Raw genomic sequence first — 23,784 nt, forward strand, 5'->3', positions numbered from 1 at the left:
CCATCATGTTATAGAAGTAAACGCTTTATTTATTAATTAGGAAATATAAGTTGAACTAAATTTACACGATAACAGAGAGGACAGATCTTAGTTCAACTTATATAGTTTCTCTGATGGACTTACATATGATGAAGGGTGGAGGTAAGCTTGGATCGACGTTTGTTGGAAGAGGGACTATCGATTATCGTTTCCAGTCGGGAACGTACAGGAGATCTATGGCACGCCCATTATGGGGCGGGTGCGATTGCGGCATATTTTTGGGTACGGGAAAATCGTCTCACTGCCCTTGCCGCCGGCAGTGTTACCGCCGAAGCAAAAGCCATGCTTCGCCAGCATGGAATCAGCCCTGGTCAGACCTCTCCGATTGGTGAGATAATGCCTAGGGAAGATGCCGAAGCGCGTATTACGGACGCATTGGATCGAACGATTGGAGAGCTGCACTGGGTTGGACACCAGGCCATCTACGGGGCAATCAGTCTGAAAGCTATTCGCGAACTGGATGGATGGGGCACTGCGGAGGATATTGGTCGGCTGGTTGAACTGATTGATTCATTCGATCGAACCATCCCGGGAAGATCTTGGATGAACACAACGCTGAAAGAAATTCGCAGTCTGAAGCCGGAAAAAAGCGACGGTTTTCCTGAGATCGAAGATCCAGTTCAGTTGTCACGTCTGATTCTGGATGAGCTTGGTGCGTTCCAGACCATATATCATGCGGAAGCACATCATGATCTGATTGGTCATATGCTGACCTATGGACATGCGCTTAACATATTATATGAATTGGGTTATCCGGCATTATTCCACAAAGGTATTCCGCCTTTCCTTACCATGGTGAAGGCACTACGCTTAAGCCGAGATGTGGATATTGAACAGGAGATGCCGACATTGCAATCACCCGTAGACCTGCTGCCACTGGAACGAGCGGAACGATCAGTGGCGCTCCCCCATGAGCTGGAATATTGGCTCACCGATAGACGTTCCCGTGACTGGAACGGAGGACATGTGTTCAAATTCCCGTTCAGCTTCTATCATCATGCGAAGAACGGGGAGTCTGTACCGGAAACATGGGAGAACTTTCGTTATATCATCGCGTGAGATAAAACATACATTTCAGAAGGGGTGTCCGTCATGACGGACACCCCTTGTAGGCATTATTCTGGTCTACCGAATTGTGGGCATCCTGAACCTTTTTAACGGGGCCAAATTTCAAGGAGAAAAAGGATCAGCATGACTCTGGACACCAGCATGTATGGTGATTTTCGTACGGGCTGACGCGCTGCCCATATTCCCCAGGAACTCATAAGTGCAATACTCCCCCAGAACATCCATAAGGAGATGCCTTCGGGCGTAAATAGAAAGGACAGCTTGGGCAGTCCCCTGTTGCCAGCCCCAAGAAGAACAGTAGTCATATAGACGAGGGGAAGGAAAAACAACTCGAAGAGCAGGGTTTGCAGCCAAAAATAATAGATGTTGAACACTCGTAGCATAATGACTGTGATCAGGATAAACAGGATACCAACGGATAAGAATGTTGCCGCGGTCCATCCAATGAGAGATGTTGTTACAACATCTGTTTCCTGATATAAGATGTACATCGCCAACGCATACATAGCGGGGCCCGCCATATAACTGGTGACAGCAATCCAAAGATAGAAGAAATACCTTTTTTTCATGGTCATATCCATCCTTTATTGTTCGTAGGATTTGAAAGCTACTTATGTCATATAAACATCATCAGGATGGGTTTGGTTGGATTATCGATAGGAGTTTCTCGCGAGAAATCGGCATTTAACCGCCATAGAGACGACCACATTCAGGCGTAATTCATCCCGATTACCATCAGCGCGAGTGGGCAAAGGCGGTAAAATGGTATTATCGGATCAGCAGCAAGGAAGACACACCGACAGCTCATACGCTAAAGTACAGACCGGCCATGGGGCCGGTTTTTTAAATCGGTGATTGCATCCTTGCCCTGATCGGGTATTAAAGACTAAACAGATAACAGGAGGCTACGTGATATGAAAACAGTATTGTATGTTCCACTGGATGATCGTCCAGCGAATCTGGATGATGTGATTGTGCAAGGGAAAGCAGCCGGTATCCATATCGTTACACCGAACCTGAGTGATATTAAGAATCGTCTGGACTCGGAGAAAACCGTAGATGGCACAACGCTGCTCGGCACCTCCACGCCGGTTTATGGCAAACCGTCCAAGATTCACGACTTTATTCTGAAACATGCTGCCAAGGTCGACGGATTCATTATCTCATCCGATATGCTCGCTTATGGCGGTCTGATTGGCAGTCGTCAGCTCCGCGAAGATGGAGGAGGCGCCTATCCAGAATACGATGATGAGACCACGCGTTTGCTGGATGTGATTCGCGTGATCAAGCAGAAATATCCACGCAAATCCGTATTCGTAATGGACACCATCATGCGTTTGGCTACAACCTCGTTTGCAGATGGCTTGGCGCTCGATGCATATAATGAGTCCCGTGCGTTGATGCAGCAGCCACGTCAGACATACACTGAGTTTGAGGACATTATTGAAGGTTATAACCTGTCCCCAGATGGGGTGGAATATGGGACAACGACCTATTTTGATAAAGAACAGTATTACAATACAAGACAACATAAATTCAAAACAAATCTGTACATTCTGGATCAGCTGGCTCGCACAGGTTATATCGATTTCCTTGCGGTTGGCGTCGACGATGCAAACACGCAGGGTGTTCAGATCAATGAAATCAAATATGTAGAAGCGCGGATCAATGAATGGCTGGGTGGAACCAATGGACAAAATCCGGATCGTGCTATCATCCTGCCGGATGCAGATGGTCTGGGGCACGCTTTGGTCGCTCGCATGGCTAACCAGTTGTTCCGAGGTGGGGCGAGGACACGTTACGCAGTGAAATATTTTGGTCCTCACGGCAATACCGTCATCAACACGTATGAATACATGGATGTACACGAAAATGTGGTTCGTCATGTGGATATTGTAGGTGGTGTGCTTGTAGCGGATTCGGCATATCCTGAACCTGAGGTGGTGACGGATGTGGGTGCTGGCTTGGAAAATGAACAGCTGGTGGCTGTATCAGCCGATCAAGTTGTCCCGTTTGACATGACCTCCGAACTGGATCGTATGACGAAGGGTCACCCGGGTAATTCCGGAGAGAACACGGGCATCGACATCGAGATTATTGCCATTACCGCTCTGGATCAGGTGCAAGCTGCGTTGGAGCAACTGACGCTGAATAGTGAGCAAGGTCTGCCTTCGGTATTGATTGATTTTGTGGGTAAAGGACCAGCCAATGTTGATGTTGCTGAAGCGTTGCTAAACAGTCCGTATACCGGACGGGTTCTGGGTTACAGTGCCTGGAATACACCGGGCAACAAGATCGGTATTGCCGTAGGCATGGGACAGTCGAGGTACGCGTTGATCACAACAGAGAAGCATGAGCATAAGTTGCGGGATGCGATGAACGCGCATGGCTCGTTGTTGTTTAAGCGTTTCCTGAAGGATTATTATTACAAAGCGGTAGCGATTGCAGAGATCCGCACATATTCCCGAGCCCATGCGCTGTATACCAACGTGGCTACTCTTTCAGATCAAAATATGTTGCTGTTCAACTCAGAGGAAGACTATGCCCATTTGCAAACATTGCTCCGTGATTTGATGCAGACTTATACCACAGCGCTTGCGAATAAAACAGCGTTCCAGACAGGCAATGTGGCGATCAAAGAGATCTGTGATGGTGATTTGTCTTATGCGACGTATGGCAGTGCGCTGCTGGAATATGGGAATCCTGATTTCATCTGGGGCCGTGCATTTGAGATTACGTTGAACCCGCAAGTTACACTGAACTAAACTGCTATCTCACCATGGGCTCCTCGTGTTTGGGATGATCACTGTTATGACTGTACTGCTTAATCTCTCTATTGTTAAAAATGATATATTGATATTTCGCTTCGGGTTCATCCGCGAATGTTACTGAGGCACCGTAAGGTGCTTCAGAACTTTTTGAGGAGTAAGTAACTTGTACTTCGATAAGCTGTTCGGGTGAGTAACCTCTCTGTTTAATCAGGTAAGTGGTTACCTGTTGTTCAGCATCATTTTGCTTGAAAGGATTACCAAGTAGTTCGATGTAAGCCCAGCAGGATATCCCGAGTATAAATGCTAAAACAGCAAGTGAAGTAATCTTGAATTTTTTACTCATATGTATTTCTCCTTCTTTTACGTAAGTGACAATGAATTTGATAATGAAATATTAATATATTTGGATAAATTTATCAATTTATTGATCTTAATGCTTAATTATTTATTCTTTAAAATGATGCCTCCAGAATCGTCTTTTTTCCACCCAAACGACTCCCTTAATCGCACCGAAGTCGTACGGAACACCATCCGCGCTAGGGATGAAAGGGTGTAAGATTGTATTATCGGATCAATAACAAGGGACGCACCGAAAGCACATACGCTAATGTACAGACCGGCCAAGTGGCCGGTCTTTTTGATGCGGTGAATGTAGTCCCGTTACTGGTTCGATAGCAATACAGACTCTGAGTTAAAAGGGGGAGTCTACTGCTGCTGCATTGACGCTGCATGGTGTTGGCAGATCTCAAACTTGCAGCCAAAGGGGGCCAAATGAATGTGTCTATGAGAAATGAAATTAGCACTGCCATGAGCACCAGTAAAATGAGTACGCTCATTAAAAAAACGCTGAAACAGAAGCTGGCGGTACTTGTTCCAGATTGGGACGGTCGTGTGCTGCATGCACCTGCGTCAGGCGAGGTGTTGGCCGGGCCTTGTGCCGTGGTTGCGTTTGCCGAAGAGGTGCCGAAGTCTGCTTGGGCGGGGTATCGACGGATCATCAAAATCTCACCATACGCTCGTCCGGAAGATGGTGGCGCTGAACAGGTGGAAGCTTGGTCAGACCTTCTAATCGAAGGGTTGCATCAAGTAAGGCTGGTGGATGAAGCAGGTGAGTCCTTCACTTGTATCTATCTGGGTTCTTCAGATAGTGACCGGGTGGATGCAGGATCTGGCATGCTTACGCGCAGTCTGCGGTTCGGAGTGTATGTTCCCGAAGACTCGGGAGTCGTCCTCGCTGAAACAGGTGACGCGTGGTTAGCTGCGCTTCAAGACTGGACACAGCAAGAGCTTGGCTCGAACTGGTCGGTATATGGGGATGTCTGGCCCGGTGGATACGAAATGCCGTCTGTGTTATGGCGAATGGCCATATGCAGCACGTCTGTAGCCGGGACTTCAGCATTGGAGGTTCGACAGCAGTGGATTGGGCATGTGCTCACCGATCATCCGGTGCTAACACGGCAGACCGTTACTCGGTTGGTAGAGCAACTTGCAGTGCAATCTCGTCTTGCCGTCACTGAAACGGGTGGCGAAGAGCACGAAGGTAACACACGGTATGTGACGGTGGATGAGATCACGGCAGATCTGCAGACGGATGCATATCTGAATGGTCAGATTCGCCTGACGTTGCAACAGCGGATTCGTCGTCCGGGTACGAATGTACCGTTCATTCGTGAGATTCACCATAGCAAAGGCATGGAGTAAATGTTAGTCGAGAGGAACCTTCTATTAGAGGTTGTTCAAAAACCCCGCTTTTGATTACAAAGGATGCCTAACGGCATCATCAGCATCGAATATGGAATTCAGCCGAAAAAGCATATGCTTACGATGATTGTTTCCTTCTGAAACATGTAGTTGCTCACGTAGTTTTCCCTACGCTCTGCTACTCCATTTCTAACTTTATCCCATCTTCTCGGTACTGAAAATCGATCTTTTTGAACATGCACTTTTATGAGTGGTTCCAGATTATAGCTTTGAGATGATAGATGTAGCTTCGACATTATAGCTTCAAATTTATAGGTTCATAGGATCGAAAATTCATAGGTCAAGTTTAAAGATCAATGTTCACAAATTTAGTAGTCCAAGAAATGAGGTGAGATGGCCATGGCAAGCTCAGTGAAAAAAAGCAAACAGACCGCTCCGCGGTATACACGGGCAGAACTGATGAATCATGCAGAAGCCCTCTTTGCCGTTAAGGCAGAGGTGCTGTACGGTGCGCTGTACGAAGCGGCGCAAGAGACGTTTTCCATTGAAGAAACGCAAGAACGAATTAACCAATTTATGAAAGCGAAGGTGAAGGGATAATGGCAGGTGGAACTTGGGAGCAAACGAATCGTCCGGTCCTTCCGGGCTTATATATGAATTTTCAGGCGGCAGCATCTTCGGCCATTCAAGCGGGTACGCGGGGAACAGTCGTTGTGCCAATCAAGGCCAACTGGGGTCCGGTGGGCACTTTTGTTGAAGTAGGTAGCGAAGCGGTGATTGAACGCATTTATGCAGCGAATGTGCTGGATAACGGTACGGCTTATACGTCCTTGAAGCTCGCCCTGTTGGGTGGACCGAAGAAGTTGCTCGCTTATCGGGTAGCAAGTGCTGCGGCCAAAGCAGCTACGCTTACTTTGAAGGACAGCAGTGATGCCAATGTGCTGCAACTGGATGCGAAGTATCCGGGGGAGCGTGCAAATGGATTCTACGTCACCATCCAGCCGGGTGTGATTGATAATACGAAACATGAAGTTCGTCTTTTTGAAGGTAACCGGATGTTGTATGCGCTCCTGACAGCGGATATTACAGCAGCTTCTTTGGCAAAAGAGATTAACGCGGATGAACAAAATGTCTGGGTAACGGCTCAGGCGATTGGCGATGGTGCAGGTGTAGTTGCAACAATTGCGGGTGCGGCATTCAAAGGTGGCGTAAGTGGCAACGATGACCTGACCAATGCGGAGTACATTGCAGTACAGGGTGCGCTGGAAGGGGAGCAATTCGACGTCTTGGCTTTGGATCAGGCGGCAGATGCACCTCTGCTTGCGAGCTTTGCGGCATGGGTGAAACGTGTACGTAGTGAAGGTAAACCGGTGGTGGCTGTATTTGGCGGTTCCGCAGCGGACGATACCTCTGCTACAGCAGCACAAAAAGCGGCAGCACGTTCGCTTGCGCTGAACCATGAAGGTGTGATTAATGTCGGTACAGGCGTGCGCCTTGGAGATGCATTCTACAGCTCGGCGGAAACATCCGCCTATGTTGCAGGTCTGATCGCCGGACAACGTCTGAACCAATCCACAACCTATGCAGCTACTCCGTTCGATGATGTGACACGTCGCTGGACGCGTGCAGAACAGGAACAGGCGGTACAGAATGGCGTATTTATTTTCTTCCATGATGGTCGTCAGGTGAAGGCACTTCGCGGTGTAAACACACTGGTAACGCCAGCCGCTGGACAGAATAATGCGTGGAAAAAAATCCGTTCCATTCGTGTACTGGACGCGATTAACACGGATCTGCAACGTTCCGCGGAAGATACGTATATCGGTAAAGTGAACAATACCGAAGAGGGTCGTCAGGCACTGATTAGTGCCATGAAGGCTTATTTGGCGTTGCTCGCACAGAGCAATGTAATTGAGGCCGACGGTTACGATGTCATTCTTGACCCGGCGTATTATGGTGCGGCACCAGTTCTGAAACCGGAAGCAGATCAAGTATTCCTGCAATGGAATGTGAAGCTGACGGATGTGATGGAGCAGTTGTTTGGTACATTTTACGTGCAATAAGGTTTCTAGAATAATTACTATATGTTGAACTGATGGTTTACACGATAACAGCGATCGGAAGATTGTTCTGACTGCGGAGTTATACCGTGTAATATTTATTAGTTCAACCAACCCAAGGAGGAAAATATATGTTGGATGCGTCAAGAGTAATTCTAGGTACCCATGGTCAGTTGCATATCGATGGTGTGTGGCAGACAAACATTAACAAGCTGGAAGCGAGTGTGGAGATTGAAAAGCGTGAGCTGAACCTGGTTGGTAACGACTGGAAGGTGCACAAGAATGGCGCGAAAAAAGGAACAGGCACGATGACGGGTTACAAAGTCACCTCTGACATGATCATGCGCGGCTTCACCAAATTTGAGATTATCTCCAAAGTGGATGACCCGGAATCATATGGACATGAGAGCGTTCTGCTCAAGGGCTGCATGGTGGACAAAATCCAGCTTGCCAACTGGACAGCTGGTGAGGAAGTACCGGAGGAAACGGGCTTTACGTTTGAAGGATTTGAGTTGCTGAATCCAATTGTGGCGAACTAAGCTCTGGAATAGGCACGTTATTGAGCGGGTTTGCTCAAGCGTGATTGCATAGTTACTTCGTATAATATGGACACCAATGCGGGCCGAGATGATCTCGGTCTCTTTGTTGTCTCTATAGGCTTGGAAGCTGGCATAGATAAACCCATTTGTGAAATAAGAAGGAGATAACGCCCGATGAGTATGAATGAAAATATGTCCGAAGAACAGATTTTGGATCAGTTGTTTGAAGCAGCAGAACGTTTGCCAGAGGAGAATGTGCGGATTCAGCGTTTGGATCTGTTGTTGACCTTGCGTGGACTGACGTCTTCCAAAGTGGATCACATTCGCGAACGCTGTACGATTCGTAAAACGACCAAAGGCCGCACCGAGGAAAAGGTGGACACCGAAACGTTTAACGCGCTGCTCATTTCCGAAGCAACGGTGAAATTGAAAGTCCGCAGCCTGGAATTGTCCGGCTGGGGGGACACCCGGATTACCGGCCGCATGAAGCTATCCGGTGGCGAACAGGCGGTACGCCGCATGCTGCTCGCGGGTGAATTGGATGCCGTAGGTGATAAAGTACTGGAGCTGTCCGGCTTCGGTGTGGAGATTGAAGACCTAAAAAACTGATTCACTCCGGCGGGATGACCACGTTCCTGTATCACATGTGGGTACGTCATCATCTCCGGCCCGGAGAGTTCTGGTCTTTGCCACGAGGGGAGCGCTCGCTGTTAATTGCGTTCTCGGAAGAAGAGATGGCAGCGATAACCTCGCAAATGAATCGATAACAATATAGGGCAGGAGGTGAAAAAATGGCAGAAATGATTGTAGGTTTATCCAAGTCCAATGTGGAAATGCGGACAACCCTTCGTTATCTGGATCAAATCCAACGCTCCACGGAACGTCTGGGCAGAGTTCGATATCAGAGTCTGATTAAGGTGAATAATGAGCTGAGAACGACAGGACGCAGGTTGGAGCATATTTATAGTATGGCTGTGCGAATCAGCAGGCTGCGTATTACACCGACGGTTGATCTGGTTGACCGTGCTACCCCAGCATTAAATGGTTTGTTGAGGAAAATGAAGCAAATCCGATCTAAGATGTTGAATGCTACAGCTAGTGTGCAACTCAAAGTCAGCCACCAGATTTCAGGTGTATCCGTTAATGTGAATTCACAGCCACTGATCGATGCTTTGAATATAAATACCCAATCGATTCATATGCTGAGTAGCAAGTTGGATTCCATTAATATTGGAACGGCAGCAGGAGGAAAAGAGGAGAAACCGAAAACTTTTTTGCAGAAGATGAAAGGTATGTTTGATCGTGGGAAATCAATCTCATCTGGTGTGGGGAAAGTCTTTGATGCAAGAAATAGTGGGAAGAAGCTATGGAAAGAAATCACAACACCTGCCACACCGGGGAATAAATTTAAAAAGGCGTTCAAGGTTACAAAACGTGGGGCAAAGTTTGTGAATGATTTCTCGTCCGCAGGGTCCGATTTGATCGGTGGATTCGATGGATTGTGGGGCGATGTAAAAGGTCTCTTTGGTGGCGGAGGTAGTGAAGCAGCAGGAGGCTCAGGAATCATCAGTAAACTGGGTGGAGGGATTGTCAAGGGAGCAGGTAAATTGTTGGCACCGGTTCGTATGTTTAGCAACATTAAAGATCTTGCAAGCGCTCCTCCTGAGGAACGCGCGCGTGCGATCGGTTCTATTGCTGGTAATGCAGTAGGGACTACGATTGGTGGTATTCTTGGCAGTGTGATTCCGATTCCGGTGGTTGGAAACCTTATTGGTGGTGCAGTAGGTGGCTGGCTTGGTGAGAAAGCAGGTGGCTGGGTTGGCGATAAGGTAGGTAGCTTGGTTAATGGTGGTGTGGAGGGTATCACGAAAATGACTGCCTTTGCTTTTAAAGGGGCTAGTAATATAGCCGAGAAATCAAAAGACTTATTTAGTCGGGCCGGAAGTGCAGCAGGCGGTTGGATTGGAGACAAAGCGAAGGATATTGGAAACTTTATGTCTAGTGCTACCGAGGGCGTAGGGGATGCATTGTCGGGTGCAGCTGATTATGTTTCTGAGAAAACAAAAAAAATCACCGATGGCATATCCGGCTTCTTTGGATTTGGTTCCAAAAAAGAAGAAAAGACGGTCTCGGCAGCAACGGTGGCTGCACCGTCTCCAGTTGCAACAGGCCCGCAGATGGCACCTGCCTACATGCCACCGGCACTGACAATGGCAGGCCCATCCGCATATATGAACAGCAAGGTTGGCCAGCCTACAACTGCTGGATTCGTGGGAGCAAGCATGATGCAGAACCAAGCGATGGCGCTTGGTAACGGTGCGCAGGCGAATGGGAAATCGTCCACGATGACGGTACAGATATCTGAAGACCAGATGAGCAGTCTGTCCGGCTACCTGAAGGATTTCAAAACCGAAACTACCAATCAGATTGCGATCAATATTCCACCAGGTGCGGTGCAGGTGACTGTGCGTGAAAATGCGATTGATTACGATGCTGTCTCCAGACAGGTCGGACAACGGATTACGGGCGAGTTCCGCCGTGCGATGGAAAACCGAAAAACGATTATGGCCTAAGCAGAAAGGAGGCCGTGTATGTCTGTACTTATAGATGAAGTAGGTCCTAACAAAATGGCATTTACGCTGAAGGATGGCGGCACTTCATTTCAATTCCCGGTGAACCCGGAAGAGGTGAGTATTTCCAGGTCCAAAGGGTACGAAACGATTAATATGCTGGAGCATGGCGAGTTTGATTTTGCGCAGGGGGAGAAGGTGAAGGAGATCACCTTCTCTTCTTTTTTTCCAAAAGAGTATGATGCGTCCTACTGCATGTACAAAGAAAATTTGCCTGATCCGCGTGTGGCGATGAATGTCCTAAACACGTTTCTGATCTCCAAAAAGCCGCTGCGCCTCATCATTTCAGAGACGGGCGTGAACGTGCCTGTTTTTATTGTTTCGCTTAATTCGAGCTTTCGTGGGGGGGAGACAGGAGATATTTACTTCGACCTGACCTTGCGCACATGGCGGGATTCCAAGGTGGAGAAGGTGGGCTCTGCGGCATCCGCGAGCAAGTCAGGTTCGCGTACCGATTTGAAAAAGAACAGCAAGACTTACACCGTCAAATCTGGCGACTCCCTCTCCAAAATAGCAAAGCTTGAGCTGGGCAGCAGTTCCAAATGGAACGAGATCTACAAGCTCAACGCAAAGATCATCGGGAGTGATCCGAACCGGATCAAGCCCGGGCAAAAGCTGGTGATGCCATGACCTACAAGGTCATTGTCGACGACAAATATGACATCACCAAGCTGGTGGAAACGATTACGCTAAAGGATTCGCTCGACCAGATTGCCTATCAGGCCAACATCCGGCTGGCGGTTTCTGCGTCTTCCGGTCTGCCTTCGATCTCACCTGGGATGGCGGTGCGGATTAGCGGGGTTCCTTTTGACGAAAAATCCATGGTTCATCTGTTGCATCCTGCGGTCATCTGGGAGGTGGAAAGCTCGAACAGCGGCACTAAGCGGCTGTCCCTCACGGTGTACGACCGAATGATATATCTGGAAAAATCGGAGGACGAGTTCCTACTGCCCAAAGATCAGACTGCTACGCAACGACTCAAAACCTACGCCAAAGAGTGGAAGATTCCATACGCCACGCTGCCGGATACCAAGACAAAGCTGGGCAAAGCCGTGTATCGGTCACAGACGATCTTTTCGATGATGTTTGCCGATCTGAAAGAAACGGCGAAGTCCGGCGGGGAAATGTACCATCCACGGATGACACCCGGCGGGTTGCAGCTCTTCCAGGTTGGAAGTAATGCAAAGGTGTATGAACTTGATCGACTGATTGATCTGACCCAGATGCGCACACTCGAAGGGGCGGTTACCAAAGTTAAAGTGATGGCAGCGTCGGAGTCACCGAGTGGCAAAGAAGTTCCTTCCAAAGTGCTTGCAATTGAGCAGAATGGTGTGGAAGAACTGGGCACATTGCAAAAGCTGGTCGAGGACGATCAGGTGAAATCGACAACTGCCGCGAAAAAACTGGCGAAAAGTCATCTGACGGGTATTCAGGAGACTTTTACGATATCCGCACCGGATGTGAATACGATCCGCGCTGGGGACGCAGTGTTGTTGAAAGGACTGAAGCTAATCGTCATGTCGGTAAGCCGTGATCTATCTGCCGGGTCTGGAACGATGACGTTGGAGCTGGGGACGGCTGAGCTGGTGAAAAGGAGGGTTTACCTTGAATAAAGATGATCCGTATGGGCATTTTGCCGACGTCATGCGGGGTGCGATGAGTACACATTCTCGTCAGGCTGTGAGCGGGCTGGGAGCAGTACTGGGTACGATGACCTCGTCGGGCGTTAAGCTGGATGATTTCAAGCACGAAGTGCAGGATTATCTCGTGGCCGAGTTGCCGGGCACGCTTGGACTGCCGGAGCGCGAGACTGCTGGCGCGATCTCGGGTATATCTGACGTGGCAAACGGCGGGACGACGGGCACGGGGCGGTTTCTTTTGCAAGAAGAGGAAGTGGAAGAAGCGGTGTGGTCTCTTGGTAAAGGGTTAAGAGCGGGAGATCGCGTGCTGGCAATGCGGGTGAATGGCGGTAATGACATTGTGGTGCTGTGTAAGGTGGTGAGTGCGCATGCCTAGTTTGTTCCCGGAAACGGGTGTGGTCTGGGAAGATGAGGAGGATCTGTCGGGGGCGGCTTCGGAAGAGGTGCGCTTTGGGCGGAGCTGGCGATTCGATTACGATGCAGGGGATTTTGTACTGACCCCAAGTGGCAAGGTAGCTGCGGCTAGTGGGCATGAAGCCTGGGTACAGTGGTGCATCAAGGCCGTGAAAACGCCAAGGTACAGACATGTGATCTATTCCCGGAACTATGGTTCGGAGCTGGAGGATCTGGTGGGGCAGGGCGACAGTCGGGGTGTGATGGAAAGTGAGATTACCCGGATGGTGACGGAGACGTTGCTGGCTGATCCACGCACGGATTCGGTAGACCAGTTCACGTTCGATTGGAATCGGGAGCAGTGCATGTTCTCGTGCCGGGTGGCGAGTGTGCAGGAAGAGATGTTTATTCTGGAAAGTGAGGTGATCTGACGGGATGGCTGAGATTCCGCGTTATTTGGAGGACCAGACGGAGGAACAGATTATGCAGCGTATGCTGGATCGTCTGCCCGCGGATCTGGATAAGTCGGAGGGTTCGTTCCTGTGGGATGCGGACGCTCCGGTTGCATTTATGCTGTCCGAGGCGGCGTTGTGGGCGCAGGAATTACTTCGGCGGGGGTTTGCAAGTACGGCTGCGAGCAGTGATCCGAATTTTCGTTCGGAAGAGCTGGATCTGCGGGCGGGAGAGCACGGTATTACACGGCGGGCTGCGGTGGCGGCTCAGGGTTCGGTGAGGTTCGTGGGGACGCCAGGTAAAGTGGTGCCAGCAGGCACGGTCGTGGCTACACTCGCGGATGAAGTATCTGCCGAAGCTTCGCTCGAATATGAGACGGTGGGACGTTTGGAACTGGATGCAGAGGGCTTCGGGGTGGTAGGCGTGCGAGCGCTTGTTGCCGGAAAAGAGAGCAATGTACCTGCGGGCACGGTAACTGTGCTGTCTACACCTGTAAGTGGTGTGACCTCTGTCACGAACGTTAATGTGATTAAAGGCGGTGCGGATGTTGAGGCCGATACGGCGCTGTTGGAACGCTTTTATGCCAAAGTGCGCAACCAAGGAACCAGTGGCAACAAAGCACAATATGTACAGTGGGCCAGTGAAGTGCCAGGTGTTGGTGCAACGCGTGTTATTCCGTTATGGCAGGGGCCGGGCACGGTGGGATTGTATCTGTTAGACACAGACAAACGTGCTGCGGGTACCGATCTGGTGGCAGCGGTGCAGAAGTACGTTGACCCAACGCAAGATGGACAGGGTGAAGGAGTGGCACCGGCGGGGCCAGTGGTGTCCGTGATGCCAGCCGTGGAAGTGCCGATGAATATTCAGGTGAAACTGACGCTTGCCAGTGATGCGACACTCGCTGATGTGCGGGCATTGATCGAACGCGGGGTGACCGCGTATTTGAAGCAGTTGGCTTTTGCCGATCCGCTCGTTCGTTACACTCGCATTGCCGCAATTCTGCTGGACATTCCACCCATTATCGACTATTCGGACCTGACCGTGAATGGTGTGAGTGACCAGAATATTGAGATGACTGCGAGCCAGGTGGCCGTGCTGGGGACGGTGGATGTGAATGAGTAGTGTTGGGCAGACGGTTGATCAGGATGTAATTGGGGAGTGCGGAGACTTAAGAAGATCGGGAGAAGTACGCGTATCCGGATTGGAACTGGTGAGCGAGACACTCCATATTGATTTGCAAGGAAGGGAGGGGACAGGGCATGAGTGCTCCTTCTATTGTAGATATTGGACTGACGAGTGAGAAAGGGCGGGAGCTGTTCTCGTATTTGCCAAGGTATTACGAGACTTCGCGTGTCATGCAGGCCGATATGCAGGCCAAAGGCAGTGAAATGGATCTGCTGTACAAGGCGCTGGATGAGACGCTGGAGCAGTTTTTTGTCCGCACGGCGACGTGGGGGCTGGACTTCTGGGAAGAAGAGCTTGGTATTGAGACAGATCGTCTCAAACCTGTGGAACAAAGGCGTGCGGTGGTCGAGTCGAAGCTGCGCGGGGCAGGAAAGTTCTCGGGCAGGCAGGTTGCGAATGTGGCTGAGGCGTATGATGGGGGCAAGGTAGATGTGACATTTCAGCCGGAAACGTGGAGTTTTACGGTGAGCTTTGTGGATACGATGGGCAGCCCGCCCAATATCGATGATCTCAAACGTGCGATTGAAGAATTGAAACCGGCCCACATGGCCGTGGAATATAGATATCGTTATCTGGTCTGGGATGATCTGGACGACAAACAGATGACATGGGACGAACTCAATGCCGCGTCCTTGACGTGGAATGAACTGGAGGTGTGGGCGTAATGCCAAAAGAAACAGATCGACTGAAATTGCCTCTTCCCTTGGGGAACGAGAATGTGACCCGAGAGAGTATTAACAGGATTTTTGAAAAGATTGACGCAGGCGTTGCAACACGTGAATCCATCCTTATACCTGCGGAATCTGATCTTAATAGCTATATTACAGAAGGGGAATATTATTGCCCAACGAATGCTACTGTAGAAACCTTGCTTAATTCCCCAACAGGAGAGGCATTTCACTTGACAGTCGAGCCGCATGCGGGAGTGTTGCAAACCCTGACCACCTTCCAGCCTGGCAACTTAGAGGTTTTTCAAAGAAACTACTATTTCGGATGGGGTGCGTGGAAGAAAGTACCTACAAGAGACGAACTTGAAGAGATACTGCCCCAGGCTGACGAGAGTGCTCAAGCATACGTCGATGATAGACCATGGCAGAAGTTCCCGCTTACACAGGATGACGGGTTTGTCACTACTCTTAGTTCTCAGGATTTAAACACCTTATTAACACCTGGTTTTTATTTCGTGGCAAGTGTGATTAACGGTCCGGTTGCAGTTAATTGTTTCGTGGAGGTTATAGCGAGAAACTCACTCACTTTGATTCAAAGAGTCACGTCTTTAACTGAAACCACGAATTCATATACTAGGTATAAAAACGGTGCCACATTTATTAATCCGTGGACATTGCAAACACTACAACCAAACGTATGGGGGGCGTTATAGATGCCAGATACAGCCGTAAAAATATACGCTAACTCAATACCTTTTACCGGACCCGCCGGAACCCTTATTTACACAGGCAAAGCAAATACAACGTGCATTCTGAAATCAATTGTAATCTGCAACACTGGCTCAACTGTCAGCCCTAGAATTTATATCATGATAAACTCAAATAGATTTTTGGTGGGAGGAAAACAACTTAAACCTTATGAAACTTTGGTAATTCCAGTAAGTGATATTATTATCGGACCATCGGAAACTATGCATATATATCAAGAAGGTACGCCGGGTGTTGCTAATATCAGGATTTCAGCCATTGAACGAGACGGAACCCCTACAACTTTAGGGTTAAGTACTAGCCGCTTAACATTGAATGCCAGTGGTATAGCAATAATTCCATCGGCCTCAGATAGTTCTAAAAGGCTGGTTAAGTCTCTTGTTATATGCAACACCGACAGTGTGGTAAGGACAATTAATATCAGATTCGGGGGAACTGGCGCTAACCTCACCTTAATATCGAATTACAAGCTGGCCCCTTACGACACAATTTTAATACCATTCACCGATATACTCCTCACTTCCGGCGAATTTGTAGAAGGTTCGGCTGATAGCTCCGTTGTCAGTGTTCATGTCGTTACTCAGGTGGTGACATAATGCCGACACTTGATTTTTTCTCGCTTGGCAATTACAGGTTGGGCGGTCCTCCAGGCGGGGGCAAGTATAGTTTGTTAAATCCCGGACCAAATGCAAGCACAGGCGTAACCTTAGGCCAGAACAACCGAAATTATCTGGCTTACACTTATGCAACGTTTGAGGCGGGTGCGAAATTGATAACAGGAACGGCGAGAAATACAGGAACCGTGTCGTATATTTCTCTACCAGCGACAATCGACAGCGTTTATGCTTTTTTCGCGCTATATGATGGGGTTAATTATTGGCCTATACATGGTTCTTCTGCCGCAGGTCAAGGTCTAAAAGTCTTGAATCTACTGTACTTTGTTATTGATTTGCAGTTGAAGATTTCGACTTGTCAATACAGGGCAGACAATTCATCTTACACTTCTACAAATACTATAAATTGGAATTTTTCTCAAAACACTGCTCCAGCTAACTTTGATGTAACCGCACCTTTGAAACTCGTTCTTTGGTCCGATAACACCAGTACAAGTTCAGTAACAGCTACGCATTATTTCAACACGACACTTGTTTCACTGTAATTTAAATAGATAGAGATAGCAGGGGGAAAGGGTGTGACGTTGTGAGCCGGGAAAGCTTATACTGTTGTCTGTTAAAACCCGAATAAAGATATTCAGGAAAGGAAGTGAAAATACAATGCAAACAGGAATGAGAATTATATATATGATCAATACGGTGAAATTGTAGCTTCAATTTGGCAAGGTGACGGCTCGACACGAAACGAGATTACGAAATTGGAACACATTGATCTGGAATATGATGAGACGCCTTAACATTTATCGAATTGTGAAAATTGATCCTTAAACAAAACTGCCAGTGCTGGAAAGGATTCATACCGAACTGATAGTGGAAGAGGACATAAAGAATTGGAAGACCAAATTTTGCTCATGGCTAATGAAAATACAGGAGCGATTTTGTAATGGTTAACCAAGTGGTTGTAAGGAATGCAACGGAAAAAATCTTGGACAAAGGACTTTATCCAAAAACGGGTCAGGTGTACTTGTTGGATGACATCACCAATGCTGATTATCGGCAAGCAGTCGAAGATTACATTTTAGAACAAACTGAAGGGATTTAATGAGCGTACCTAAGTGGTGCGCTATTTTTATGCTCTAGAGCCGTCAGGGGCTTTCATATTGAATTCAGGGGGAGTTGATTTGGAGACAAGTAGGTAAATGTATTTTGGCAGCAGGTAGCTCAGCGGCTTCATATATAGGATACGAAAAATCGGATGCCAGTCCGGTGTCATATAGAAACGATACCTTTTGTAAAAATATTCAACCCCAAAGGAGGTGAACCATGAGCATAAACCACTTAACCGACTCTATCTCTACAACACTAACTCAGCACTTCCCGAACATCCCGATCCTCCCCAAAACGGGCACTGGTTCCACCCCGGGCATATCCTACCGTCTGCAGTCCGCTCAACTCACCAGGGAACGAAGCGATCGCTTCGTGCAATCTTATGCCTTTGAAATCCGCTGGCTTGACGCAGACAATATCCCAGCGACCCTGCCGGACGAACTGTTCGAAGCGTTGGAGACCATCGACGTGGAAGGCACACCCTATCGTGCAACGGAACTGCGTTGGGAGACGGAGAACGATACTCCGCGAATGCTGGTGTATTATACCATGCGAACCACCAAAGTGTCGGAGTCCGCCGCTACCATGCAACAACTGGAACAACGACCTACTGCACTTAAAGCTACAAGAGAATAACTAACCAAATGAGGGGATCAGTATGAAAGGAATAGGAGGGGCATTGGCGATGTTTACAAAAAAAGAACCTGACCTTAAAAAACCGGAAGTTCAACAGAAAAACAATCAAAAATACAGCAAAGCACAGTTCGCCGAATCCCGGCAACTTAGCCGGATGGAGAAAGATATCTTGGCAGCAGTTCTGCTGGAACAACCAACATACACCTTACAAGAAGCACAGCAACACATCCAACAATTTATGAATGGGGAGGCACAATAATGGCTGGAGGAACATGGACAACACAAAACAAGGTACGCCCCGGCGTATATATGAATTTTGCATCAGAGGGCTCATTGCCGGGTACGGTAGGGGAGCGGGGAACGGTGGCATTGGCACTTCCATTGTCATGGGGGCAAGTGAGTACAATCCTGACCGTACAAGTAGGTGAAGATGTACAAGCCAAATTGGGCTATGACTGGACAGCACCGCAATTACTACTGATCCGCGAGGCATTGAAACGGGCGCAGACCTTGCTTCTTTATCGACTCAATGCAGGTACCAAAGCCAAGGCAACCTTGGATAAACTGACAGTCACAGCCCAACACGGCGGTGTGCGTGGTAATGATCTGGCTGTTGTAATCTCAGCCAATATCAATGATCCGGAACAACTGGACGTTTCCACGTTGCTTGCGGGTAAAGAAGTGGACAAACAAACTTCGTCCACCATCGAAGCTCTGGAATCCAACGCATACGTCACATTTACGGGTGAAGGTGCACTCACAGCTACAGCGTCACTTCCACTAACAGGTGGATTGGATGGTACAGCAACGAACCAAGAGCACGCTGATTTCCTGACCAAACTGGAAGTATTGGACTTTAACACGGTTGGTCTGATCTCAGACGATGCCACACTCAAGTCAGTCTACACAGCCTACATCAAGCGCTTGCGTGATACCGAGGGCAAGAAGGTGCAACTCGTTCTGTCCGATTATCCGGCTGCAGACCATGAAGGCATTATCAGTGTCAAAAATGGTGTTGTTCTCGCAGACGGTACCGTTCTTACGCCAAAACAAACCGTAGCATGGACTGCCGGTGCAACCGCAGGAGCTAACCTGAATGAATCGCTGACGTTCCGTGCGTATGACGACGCCGTGGATGTGAACGGACGACTGACACATACCGAGACAGAGGCAGCATTGCGTAATGGCGAGTTTGTGTTTACGGCGAGCAGCAACCGCGCAGTGGTAGAGCAGGATGTGAATACATTCCGTTCCATTACACCGGATAAGGCACGTCATTTTGCCAAAAACCGTGTAATCCGTGTACTTGATGGTATCGCTAACGATATGAAACGAATTTTCGAGTCCTATTACATCGGCAAAGTGAACAACAACGAGGATGGGCGCAGCCTGTTCCGTTCCCAATGTGTTACCTACCTTAAGCAGCTTCAGGATATTGGGGCGATTCAAAATTTTGATTCCAAAACAGATATCACTGTTGCTCCGGGCAATGAAACCGATAGTATTCTGATCGAGATTCAGGTCCAACCTGTGGATTCCGTTGAAAAAGTATATATGAAAGTGAAGGTGGTTTAAGATGGCATTTTTGAAAGCAAGCGACACGATTTCCGGCCAGGAAGGCCGCGCATATGCAACGATTAAGGGACAGACGGAAGAAATGTTCTATGTGAAGACGCTGGAAGCAACAGTGGAGAAACAAAAAGCAGAGGTCAAAACCTTGGGCCGCCGCGGCGTACAGCACAAAGCAACCGGTTGGTCCGGTTCAGGTTCCATGACAATTTTCTACACCACTTCCCGTTTCCGCGAGCTGATGCTCCAGTACATGCAGAATGGTGTGGACACGTACTTCGACATTGAAGTGACCAACGAAGATCCTTCCTCTACGATAGGCAAACAGACCGTGACCCTCAAAGGCGTCAACCTCGACAGTGTGATCATGGCATCCCTGGATACCGAGGCCGAGGCGTTGGAGGAAGAAGTGAGCTTTACCTTTGAAGATGTCGATATGCCTGTATCGTTCAATTTACCGAAGTAATTTATCGAGAAATCCTAATACCTTAAGATTCATAAAGAGTATAACTTAGCAGCGGGTTTGTAAAAGAAACCTGTTCAACTTGCCTGTGTTACGGGCTATTTGGCGTGTCAAAATACTGTTCTTCGCCGCTTCGTGCGGCGGGGGACCTAACTTTAGAGGAGGAACAATACATGAGTGGATTGAGTATGTTTTTTGCCCAAAATGCAGCAACAGATACAACGGAGGAGTTTACCGTATCCCCCCGATTCAAAGATGAGAAGGGCGAGCCGGTGGCCTGGAAACTGCGCAGCATGACCGAGGACGAAAACCAGGAATGTCGCAAGGCAGCTACCCGCAAAATCAAGGGCAAGAACGGTGTCTACACACCCGATATTGATGCGAATGATTACATGGCTCGCCTGATGAGCGCAAGTGTAGTATTTCCCGATTTGAAAAACGCAGAACTCCAGCGTTCATATGGCGTGATGGGGGCGGAATCGCTTTTGCGGAAAATGCTGTTGCCTGGGGAATTTGCTTCGCTTGGCGAACAGGTTCAGAAGCTGAACGGCTTCAATCAGGATATGAACGAACTGGTGGATGACGTAAAAAACTAATTAAAGAGGGCGATTCCGAAGCCAATCTGGCTTATTACGCTCTCCATGAACTGAACATTTTGCCGCATGAGCTAATGGCCTTCTCCATGCGAGAACGAGCGGCCATCTATGCAATGATCTCCATCCGGGTGGAGGAAGTGAAGAAAGAGCGGTCCAAGAGCCGCGCCCGGAAGAAATAAAAAGGAAAGGAGGGAGAAATGAATGTATGCCATGTTTGCAAGACTGTACCTTACTTCAACACGTATAGTAACGCAATTTCAACAATTACCTGCTGCTATAAGTACCATGTTTAATTCTGCTCGACTGAACAGTATTGCAATGGCATCCAAATTGCTACAGGACGTATCCGAGGAACAAGCCAAAGTGAACGCGGCTTTTGCAGAAGGAGCCCAGCGTGTGCGATCCTGGATCAGCATGATGAAATCAGCAGGGCAAGCGGTTCTTGTTCCAGCGGCACAAGAAGAGGATCTGAAGCATCGCTATATGGCTGCCACTGGTGATGATGCTCAGGGGGAGACGATCTTTAATCGCTACCGTGCAGAAGCATTCAAGAGTGGACAGAATGTTACGGATGCCTTGAAAGGTACACTATCGCTCATCCCGTATGCACAGAATACGGATCAGGTTGACCAACTGAGAGATATGACTAAACGGTTGAGCATGCTTTCTCCAGATGGAAAAAGTATGTCAGATGCATCCAGTGCCTTAGTTGCTGCCATGAACGGAGACAATGGAGAACTTGCCAATTCGTTTAACATTCCTGCTGAAGCTCTAAACGGAGCAGGTCTGCAACAAACCATTGATTCATCTAATCTGGATGGATTTATCACAAAGCTTGATGTTATTTTGCAAAAACAAGGCTATACCCAACAGGCTTTTGACACCATGTTAGATTCACCGTTGCAGAAGTGGAATGCACTAGTTAATCAGTTTAATGGAGTTCTCGGTCAGATTGGACAGGCAGCCCTCGTTGCCTTAACACCTTTACTGGATCGATTAAATGAAGCCTTTGCAAATGGGGATTTTACGGTCATTATTGAGTGGATTAGCAATGCATTTACGGTTGCGGCAAACGCGTTGACGATGCTGGTAGACGGCATTTTATACCTTGCAGCCGTGATTCAGCAGAACTGGGATATCATTCAGCCTATCCTGATGGCATTGGCAATTGTTGTACTGGCATTGGTCATCGCACAAGTCTATAGTCTTGTTGCTGCGTGGTTATTGTTGAATTGGCCGATTCTTTTGGCAATTGCTGCGATTGCGGCAGTTATTGGAATTTTGAACATGATGGGGATGTCTGGTACAGAGATTTTGGGAGTGATTATAGGTTCATTTATGATGCTTGGAGAAATCGTACGCGTAGTAGTGGCCACAGTGTGGAACCTGTTTGCTTCGCTGGGGGAGGCTATTGTTAACTTTTTCATAGACCCAGTATATGCCATACAGAAGTTATTTAAAGACATGGGTATTTTCATTCTTGATATATTCTATAACGTCGTAACTGTTATTGAAGATGCCATGGAACGAATTAATGGCGGACTTAACAGTCTGATCAAACTTGTTAACAAAACCTTTGGTTTCAATATTGGTTTGTTTCAAGAGTCAGATATTAATTTAGGTGGCAAGCAAATAAAGGAGTGGAAGAAAGGCCTGGAATCCTGGGAGCCTACGAGTGACAAAGATGTGAAGACATTTTTCAAAATGGACGGAGAATACAATCCTAAAGCTTTTGAAGATGGTCAGATAAAGGCTGAGGAGTGGGTTTCTAAGTTCTCTTCCAACCCGAAGGATGACTCCAAGGATAAAGGTCTACCAGGTAACTTTGGCAAAGACTTCACACCCGAAATACCCAAAACCCCTTCCATGCCTTCGATGCCAACTGCACCTGCTCCCACCGTTGTTCCCAACAACAATATGAGTAACATCAACAAAATCAACAATATCGGACAGGTGGACAAGATCGGTGACGTGGACGGCACAGTGGATGTAACGAGCGAGGATCTGAAACTGATGCGTGAGCTTGCAGAGATGCAGGCGATTCAGCGATTTGTCAGTCTGACGCCAACCGTTCAGGTCACCACGGGTGATATCAACAGCGGACATGATGTGGACAGCATCATCAGCAAAATCACCGATGGACTGAACAGTCAGATCGTCTCCAGTGCTCAGGGGGTGTATGGATAAGTGGAATATTATATTCAACTAAGCTTCAATAACCGTTCTGAATACATGTTTTTCCCGGTCACACCAGAGAGCATTGAGTTTTCGGATTCGGGAGACGGCAGTACGTTTAACGTTAGCGCTTTGGGTGAAATTAACGTGATCAAGTCGCCGAAGCTGCGTGAAGTCAGTTTCAGCGGGATTTTTCCGGCAGACTACAGCCCGTATCATCTGAACTACGATGCAAGACATCCGGCAATTCAGAAGCAGTTTTACCGTGATCCCTATGAATATGTGAAAAAGATCATCCGCTGGATGCAGACGGGCAGACCCGTCAGACTGTTCTTTTCCAGTGCAAGGTACACCATTAATATGGCGGTTTCCATTGAGAGCTTTGACTGGAAGGAGACAGCGGGTACGGTGGGGGATATCCAGTATGATATCAAGCTGAAACAGTTCATTTTCTATGCCGCCAAAAAAGTAGTGCCACTTAAGGACAACAAGGATACGGCTGCTTCGAGAACAAAAACCAAAGCCTCCCGGCCCAATGAAAAAATCCAGCCCAAAACTGTCACTCTCAAAGCCGGAGACTCCTTGTGGTCTGTAGCTAAAGCCCATCTGGGAGATGGATCTCGCTGGAAAGAGCTGCAGAAGCTGAATGGCATCAAAGATGCCCAACTGAAGAAGCTGCCAATTGGACTTGTGATCAAGCTTCCGTGAA

27 protein-coding genes are annotated in these 23,784 nt (G+C 48.2%); 25 read left to right on the forward strand and 2 right to left on the reverse strand.

Features of this window, described 5'->3' with window-relative positions; all coding sequences use genetic code 11:
• Window positions 1–147: 147 nt before the first annotated feature.
• Window positions 148–1,098 carry a hypothetical protein gene (locus QNO02_RS06085; RefSeq protein ID WP_289391440.1) on the forward strand — a complete coding sequence of 317 codons (951 nt, stop codon included), beginning with the start codon at window positions 148–150 and terminating at the stop codon, window positions 1,096–1,098.
• A gap of 95 nt (window positions 1,099–1,193) precedes the next feature.
• Here the strand turns inward: QNO02_RS06085 and QNO02_RS06090 are convergent, their stop codons facing one another.
• Window positions 1,194–1,676 carry a hypothetical protein gene (locus QNO02_RS06090; RefSeq protein ID WP_289391441.1) on the reverse strand — a complete coding sequence of 161 codons (483 nt, stop codon included), beginning with the start codon at window positions 1,674–1,676 and terminating at the stop codon, window positions 1,194–1,196.
• A 345-nt stretch (window positions 1,677–2,021) separates the two neighbouring features.
• Between QNO02_RS06090 and QNO02_RS06095 the strand changes: the two genes are divergently transcribed.
• The gene (locus QNO02_RS06095) at window positions 2,022–3,872 is read left to right on the forward strand and encodes a DUF4127 family protein (protein ID WP_289391442.1); all 1,851 of its coding nucleotides are present in this window, start codon (window positions 2,022–2,024) and stop codon (window positions 3,870–3,872) included.
• 4 nt (window positions 3,873–3,876) lie between these two features.
• On the opposite strand, the gene QNO02_RS06100 is transcribed toward QNO02_RS06095, so the two are convergent.
• Window positions 3,877–4,221, reverse strand: coding sequence for a DUF3139 domain-containing protein (locus QNO02_RS06100; protein WP_289391443.1), 345 nt, complete (start codon window positions 4,219–4,221; stop codon window positions 3,877–3,879).
• Window positions 4,222–4,655: 434 nt separating this feature from the next.
• Here QNO02_RS06100 and QNO02_RS06105 point away from each other — a divergent pair, with 434 nt between their 5' ends.
• The 23 genes from QNO02_RS06105 (at window position 4,656) to QNO02_RS06215 (ending at window position 23,783) form a co-directional block, all read left to right on the forward strand.
• On the forward strand, window positions 4,656–5,579 hold the full coding sequence (locus QNO02_RS06105; RefSeq protein WP_289391444.1) for a hypothetical protein: 924 nt from the start codon (window positions 4,656–4,658) through the stop codon (window positions 5,577–5,579).
• 399 nt (window positions 5,580–5,978) lie between these two features.
• The gene (locus tag QNO02_RS06110) at window positions 5,979–6,179 is read left to right on the forward strand and encodes a YqzN/YkzM domain-containing protein (protein WP_017690177.1); all 201 of its coding nucleotides are present in this window, start codon (window positions 5,979–5,981) and stop codon (window positions 6,177–6,179) included.
• Window positions 6,179–7,642 (forward strand): phage tail sheath subtilisin-like domain-containing protein, encoded by a 1,464-nt coding sequence (locus QNO02_RS06115; RefSeq protein WP_289391445.1) that lies wholly within the window; start codon window positions 6,179–6,181, stop codon window positions 7,640–7,642. The genes QNO02_RS06110 and QNO02_RS06115 overlap by 1 nt, the downstream gene beginning before the upstream one ends.
• Before the next feature lie 128 nt (window positions 7,643–7,770).
• Window positions 7,771–8,178 (forward strand): phage tail tube protein, encoded by a 408-nt coding sequence (locus QNO02_RS06120; protein WP_289391446.1) that lies wholly within the window; start codon window positions 7,771–7,773, stop codon window positions 8,176–8,178.
• A 174-nt stretch (window positions 8,179–8,352) separates the two neighbouring features.
• Window positions 8,353–8,787 (forward strand): phage tail assembly chaperone, encoded by a 435-nt coding sequence (locus QNO02_RS06125; protein ID WP_017690174.1) that lies wholly within the window; start codon window positions 8,353–8,355, stop codon window positions 8,785–8,787.
• Window positions 8,788–8,969: 182 nt separating this feature from the next.
• On the forward strand, window positions 8,970–10,751 hold the full coding sequence (locus QNO02_RS06130) for a hypothetical protein (RefSeq protein ID WP_289391447.1): 1,782 nt from the start codon (window positions 8,970–8,972) through the stop codon (window positions 10,749–10,751).
• 54 nt (window positions 10,752–10,805) lie between these two features.
• The gene (locus tag QNO02_RS06135) at window positions 10,806–11,438 is read left to right on the forward strand and encodes a LysM peptidoglycan-binding domain-containing protein (protein ID WP_289392696.1); all 633 of its coding nucleotides are present in this window, start codon (window positions 10,806–10,808) and stop codon (window positions 11,436–11,438) included.
• Window positions 11,435–12,421 carry an XkdQ/YqbQ family protein gene (locus QNO02_RS06140; RefSeq protein WP_289391448.1) on the forward strand — a complete coding sequence of 329 codons (987 nt, stop codon included), beginning with the start codon at window positions 11,435–11,437 and terminating at the stop codon, window positions 12,419–12,421. The genes QNO02_RS06135 and QNO02_RS06140 overlap by 4 nt, the downstream gene beginning before the upstream one ends.
• Window positions 12,414–12,824, forward strand: a complete 411-nt coding sequence (locus QNO02_RS06145) for a hypothetical protein (RefSeq protein ID WP_289391449.1) — start codon at window positions 12,414–12,416, stop codon at window positions 12,822–12,824. Before QNO02_RS06140 ends, QNO02_RS06145 begins: the two co-directional genes overlap by 8 nt.
• Window positions 12,817–13,272, forward strand: coding sequence for a DUF2634 domain-containing protein (locus QNO02_RS06150; RefSeq protein WP_289391450.1), 456 nt, complete (start codon window positions 12,817–12,819; stop codon window positions 13,270–13,272). The genes QNO02_RS06145 and QNO02_RS06150 overlap by 8 nt, the downstream gene beginning before the upstream one ends.
• A gap of 4 nt (window positions 13,273–13,276) precedes the next feature.
• Window positions 13,277–14,416 carry a baseplate J/gp47 family protein gene (locus QNO02_RS06155; RefSeq protein WP_289391451.1) on the forward strand — a complete coding sequence of 380 codons (1,140 nt, stop codon included), beginning with the start codon at window positions 13,277–13,279 and terminating at the stop codon, window positions 14,414–14,416.
• Between the two features lie 137 nt (window positions 14,417–14,553).
• A complete protein-coding gene (locus tag QNO02_RS06160) occupies window positions 14,554–15,144 on the forward strand; it encodes a YmfQ family protein (protein WP_289391452.1) in 591 nt (196 codons plus the stop codon).
• Entirely contained in the window at window positions 15,144–15,860 is a 717-nt protein-coding gene (locus QNO02_RS06165) for a pyocin knob domain-containing protein (RefSeq protein ID WP_289391453.1), read from the forward strand. The genes QNO02_RS06160 and QNO02_RS06165 overlap by 1 nt, the downstream gene beginning before the upstream one ends.
• On the forward strand, window positions 15,861–16,511 hold the full coding sequence (locus QNO02_RS06170; RefSeq protein ID WP_289391454.1) for a hypothetical protein: 651 nt from the start codon (window positions 15,861–15,863) through the stop codon (window positions 16,509–16,511). It begins immediately after the preceding gene.
• The gene (locus QNO02_RS06175) at window positions 16,511–17,074 is read left to right on the forward strand and encodes a hypothetical protein (protein ID WP_289391455.1); all 564 of its coding nucleotides are present in this window, start codon (window positions 16,511–16,513) and stop codon (window positions 17,072–17,074) included. Before QNO02_RS06170 ends, QNO02_RS06175 begins: the two co-directional genes overlap by 1 nt.
• Window positions 17,075–17,472: 398 nt before the next feature.
• Entirely contained in the window at window positions 17,473–17,631 is a 159-nt protein-coding gene (locus tag QNO02_RS06180) for a hypothetical protein (RefSeq protein WP_289391456.1), read from the forward strand.
• A gap of 221 nt (window positions 17,632–17,852) precedes the next feature.
• Window positions 17,853–18,272, forward strand: coding sequence for a phage tail terminator family protein (locus QNO02_RS06185; protein ID WP_289391457.1), 420 nt, complete (start codon window positions 17,853–17,855; stop codon window positions 18,270–18,272).
• Between the two features lie 49 nt (window positions 18,273–18,321).
• On the forward strand, window positions 18,322–18,531 hold the full coding sequence (locus QNO02_RS06190; RefSeq protein WP_289391458.1) for a YqzN/YkzM domain-containing protein: 210 nt from the start codon (window positions 18,322–18,324) through the stop codon (window positions 18,529–18,531).
• Window positions 18,531–19,847: a phage tail sheath family protein gene (locus QNO02_RS06195; protein ID WP_289391459.1), complete on the forward strand. Its 1,317-nt coding sequence runs from the start codon at window positions 18,531–18,533 to the stop codon at window positions 19,845–19,847. Before QNO02_RS06190 ends, QNO02_RS06195 begins: the two co-directional genes overlap by 1 nt.
• A gap of 1 nt (window position 19,848) precedes the next feature.
• Complete coding sequence (locus tag QNO02_RS06200; protein ID WP_289391460.1) at window positions 19,849–20,307, forward strand: phage tail tube protein; 459 nt, start codon at window positions 19,849–19,851, stop codon at window positions 20,305–20,307.
• 170 nt (window positions 20,308–20,477) lie between these two features.
• Entirely contained in the window at window positions 20,478–20,900 is a 423-nt protein-coding gene (locus QNO02_RS06205; protein WP_105600712.1) for a phage tail assembly chaperone, read from the forward strand.
• 201 nt (window positions 20,901–21,101) lie between these two features.
• Window positions 21,102–23,087 carry a phage tail family protein gene (locus QNO02_RS06210; RefSeq protein ID WP_289391461.1) on the forward strand — a complete coding sequence of 662 codons (1,986 nt, stop codon included), beginning with the start codon at window positions 21,102–21,104 and terminating at the stop codon, window positions 23,085–23,087.
• Entirely contained in the window at window positions 23,088–23,783 is a 696-nt protein-coding gene (locus QNO02_RS06215) for a LysM peptidoglycan-binding domain-containing protein (RefSeq protein WP_289391463.1), read from the forward strand.
• The last annotated feature ends 1 nt before the right edge of the window (window position 23,784 follow it).

Origin of the sequence: Paenibacillus sp. PK1-4R (assembly GCF_030369595.1) — a bacterium.
Lineage (GTDB): Bacteria > Bacillota > Bacilli > Paenibacillales > Paenibacillaceae > Paenibacillus.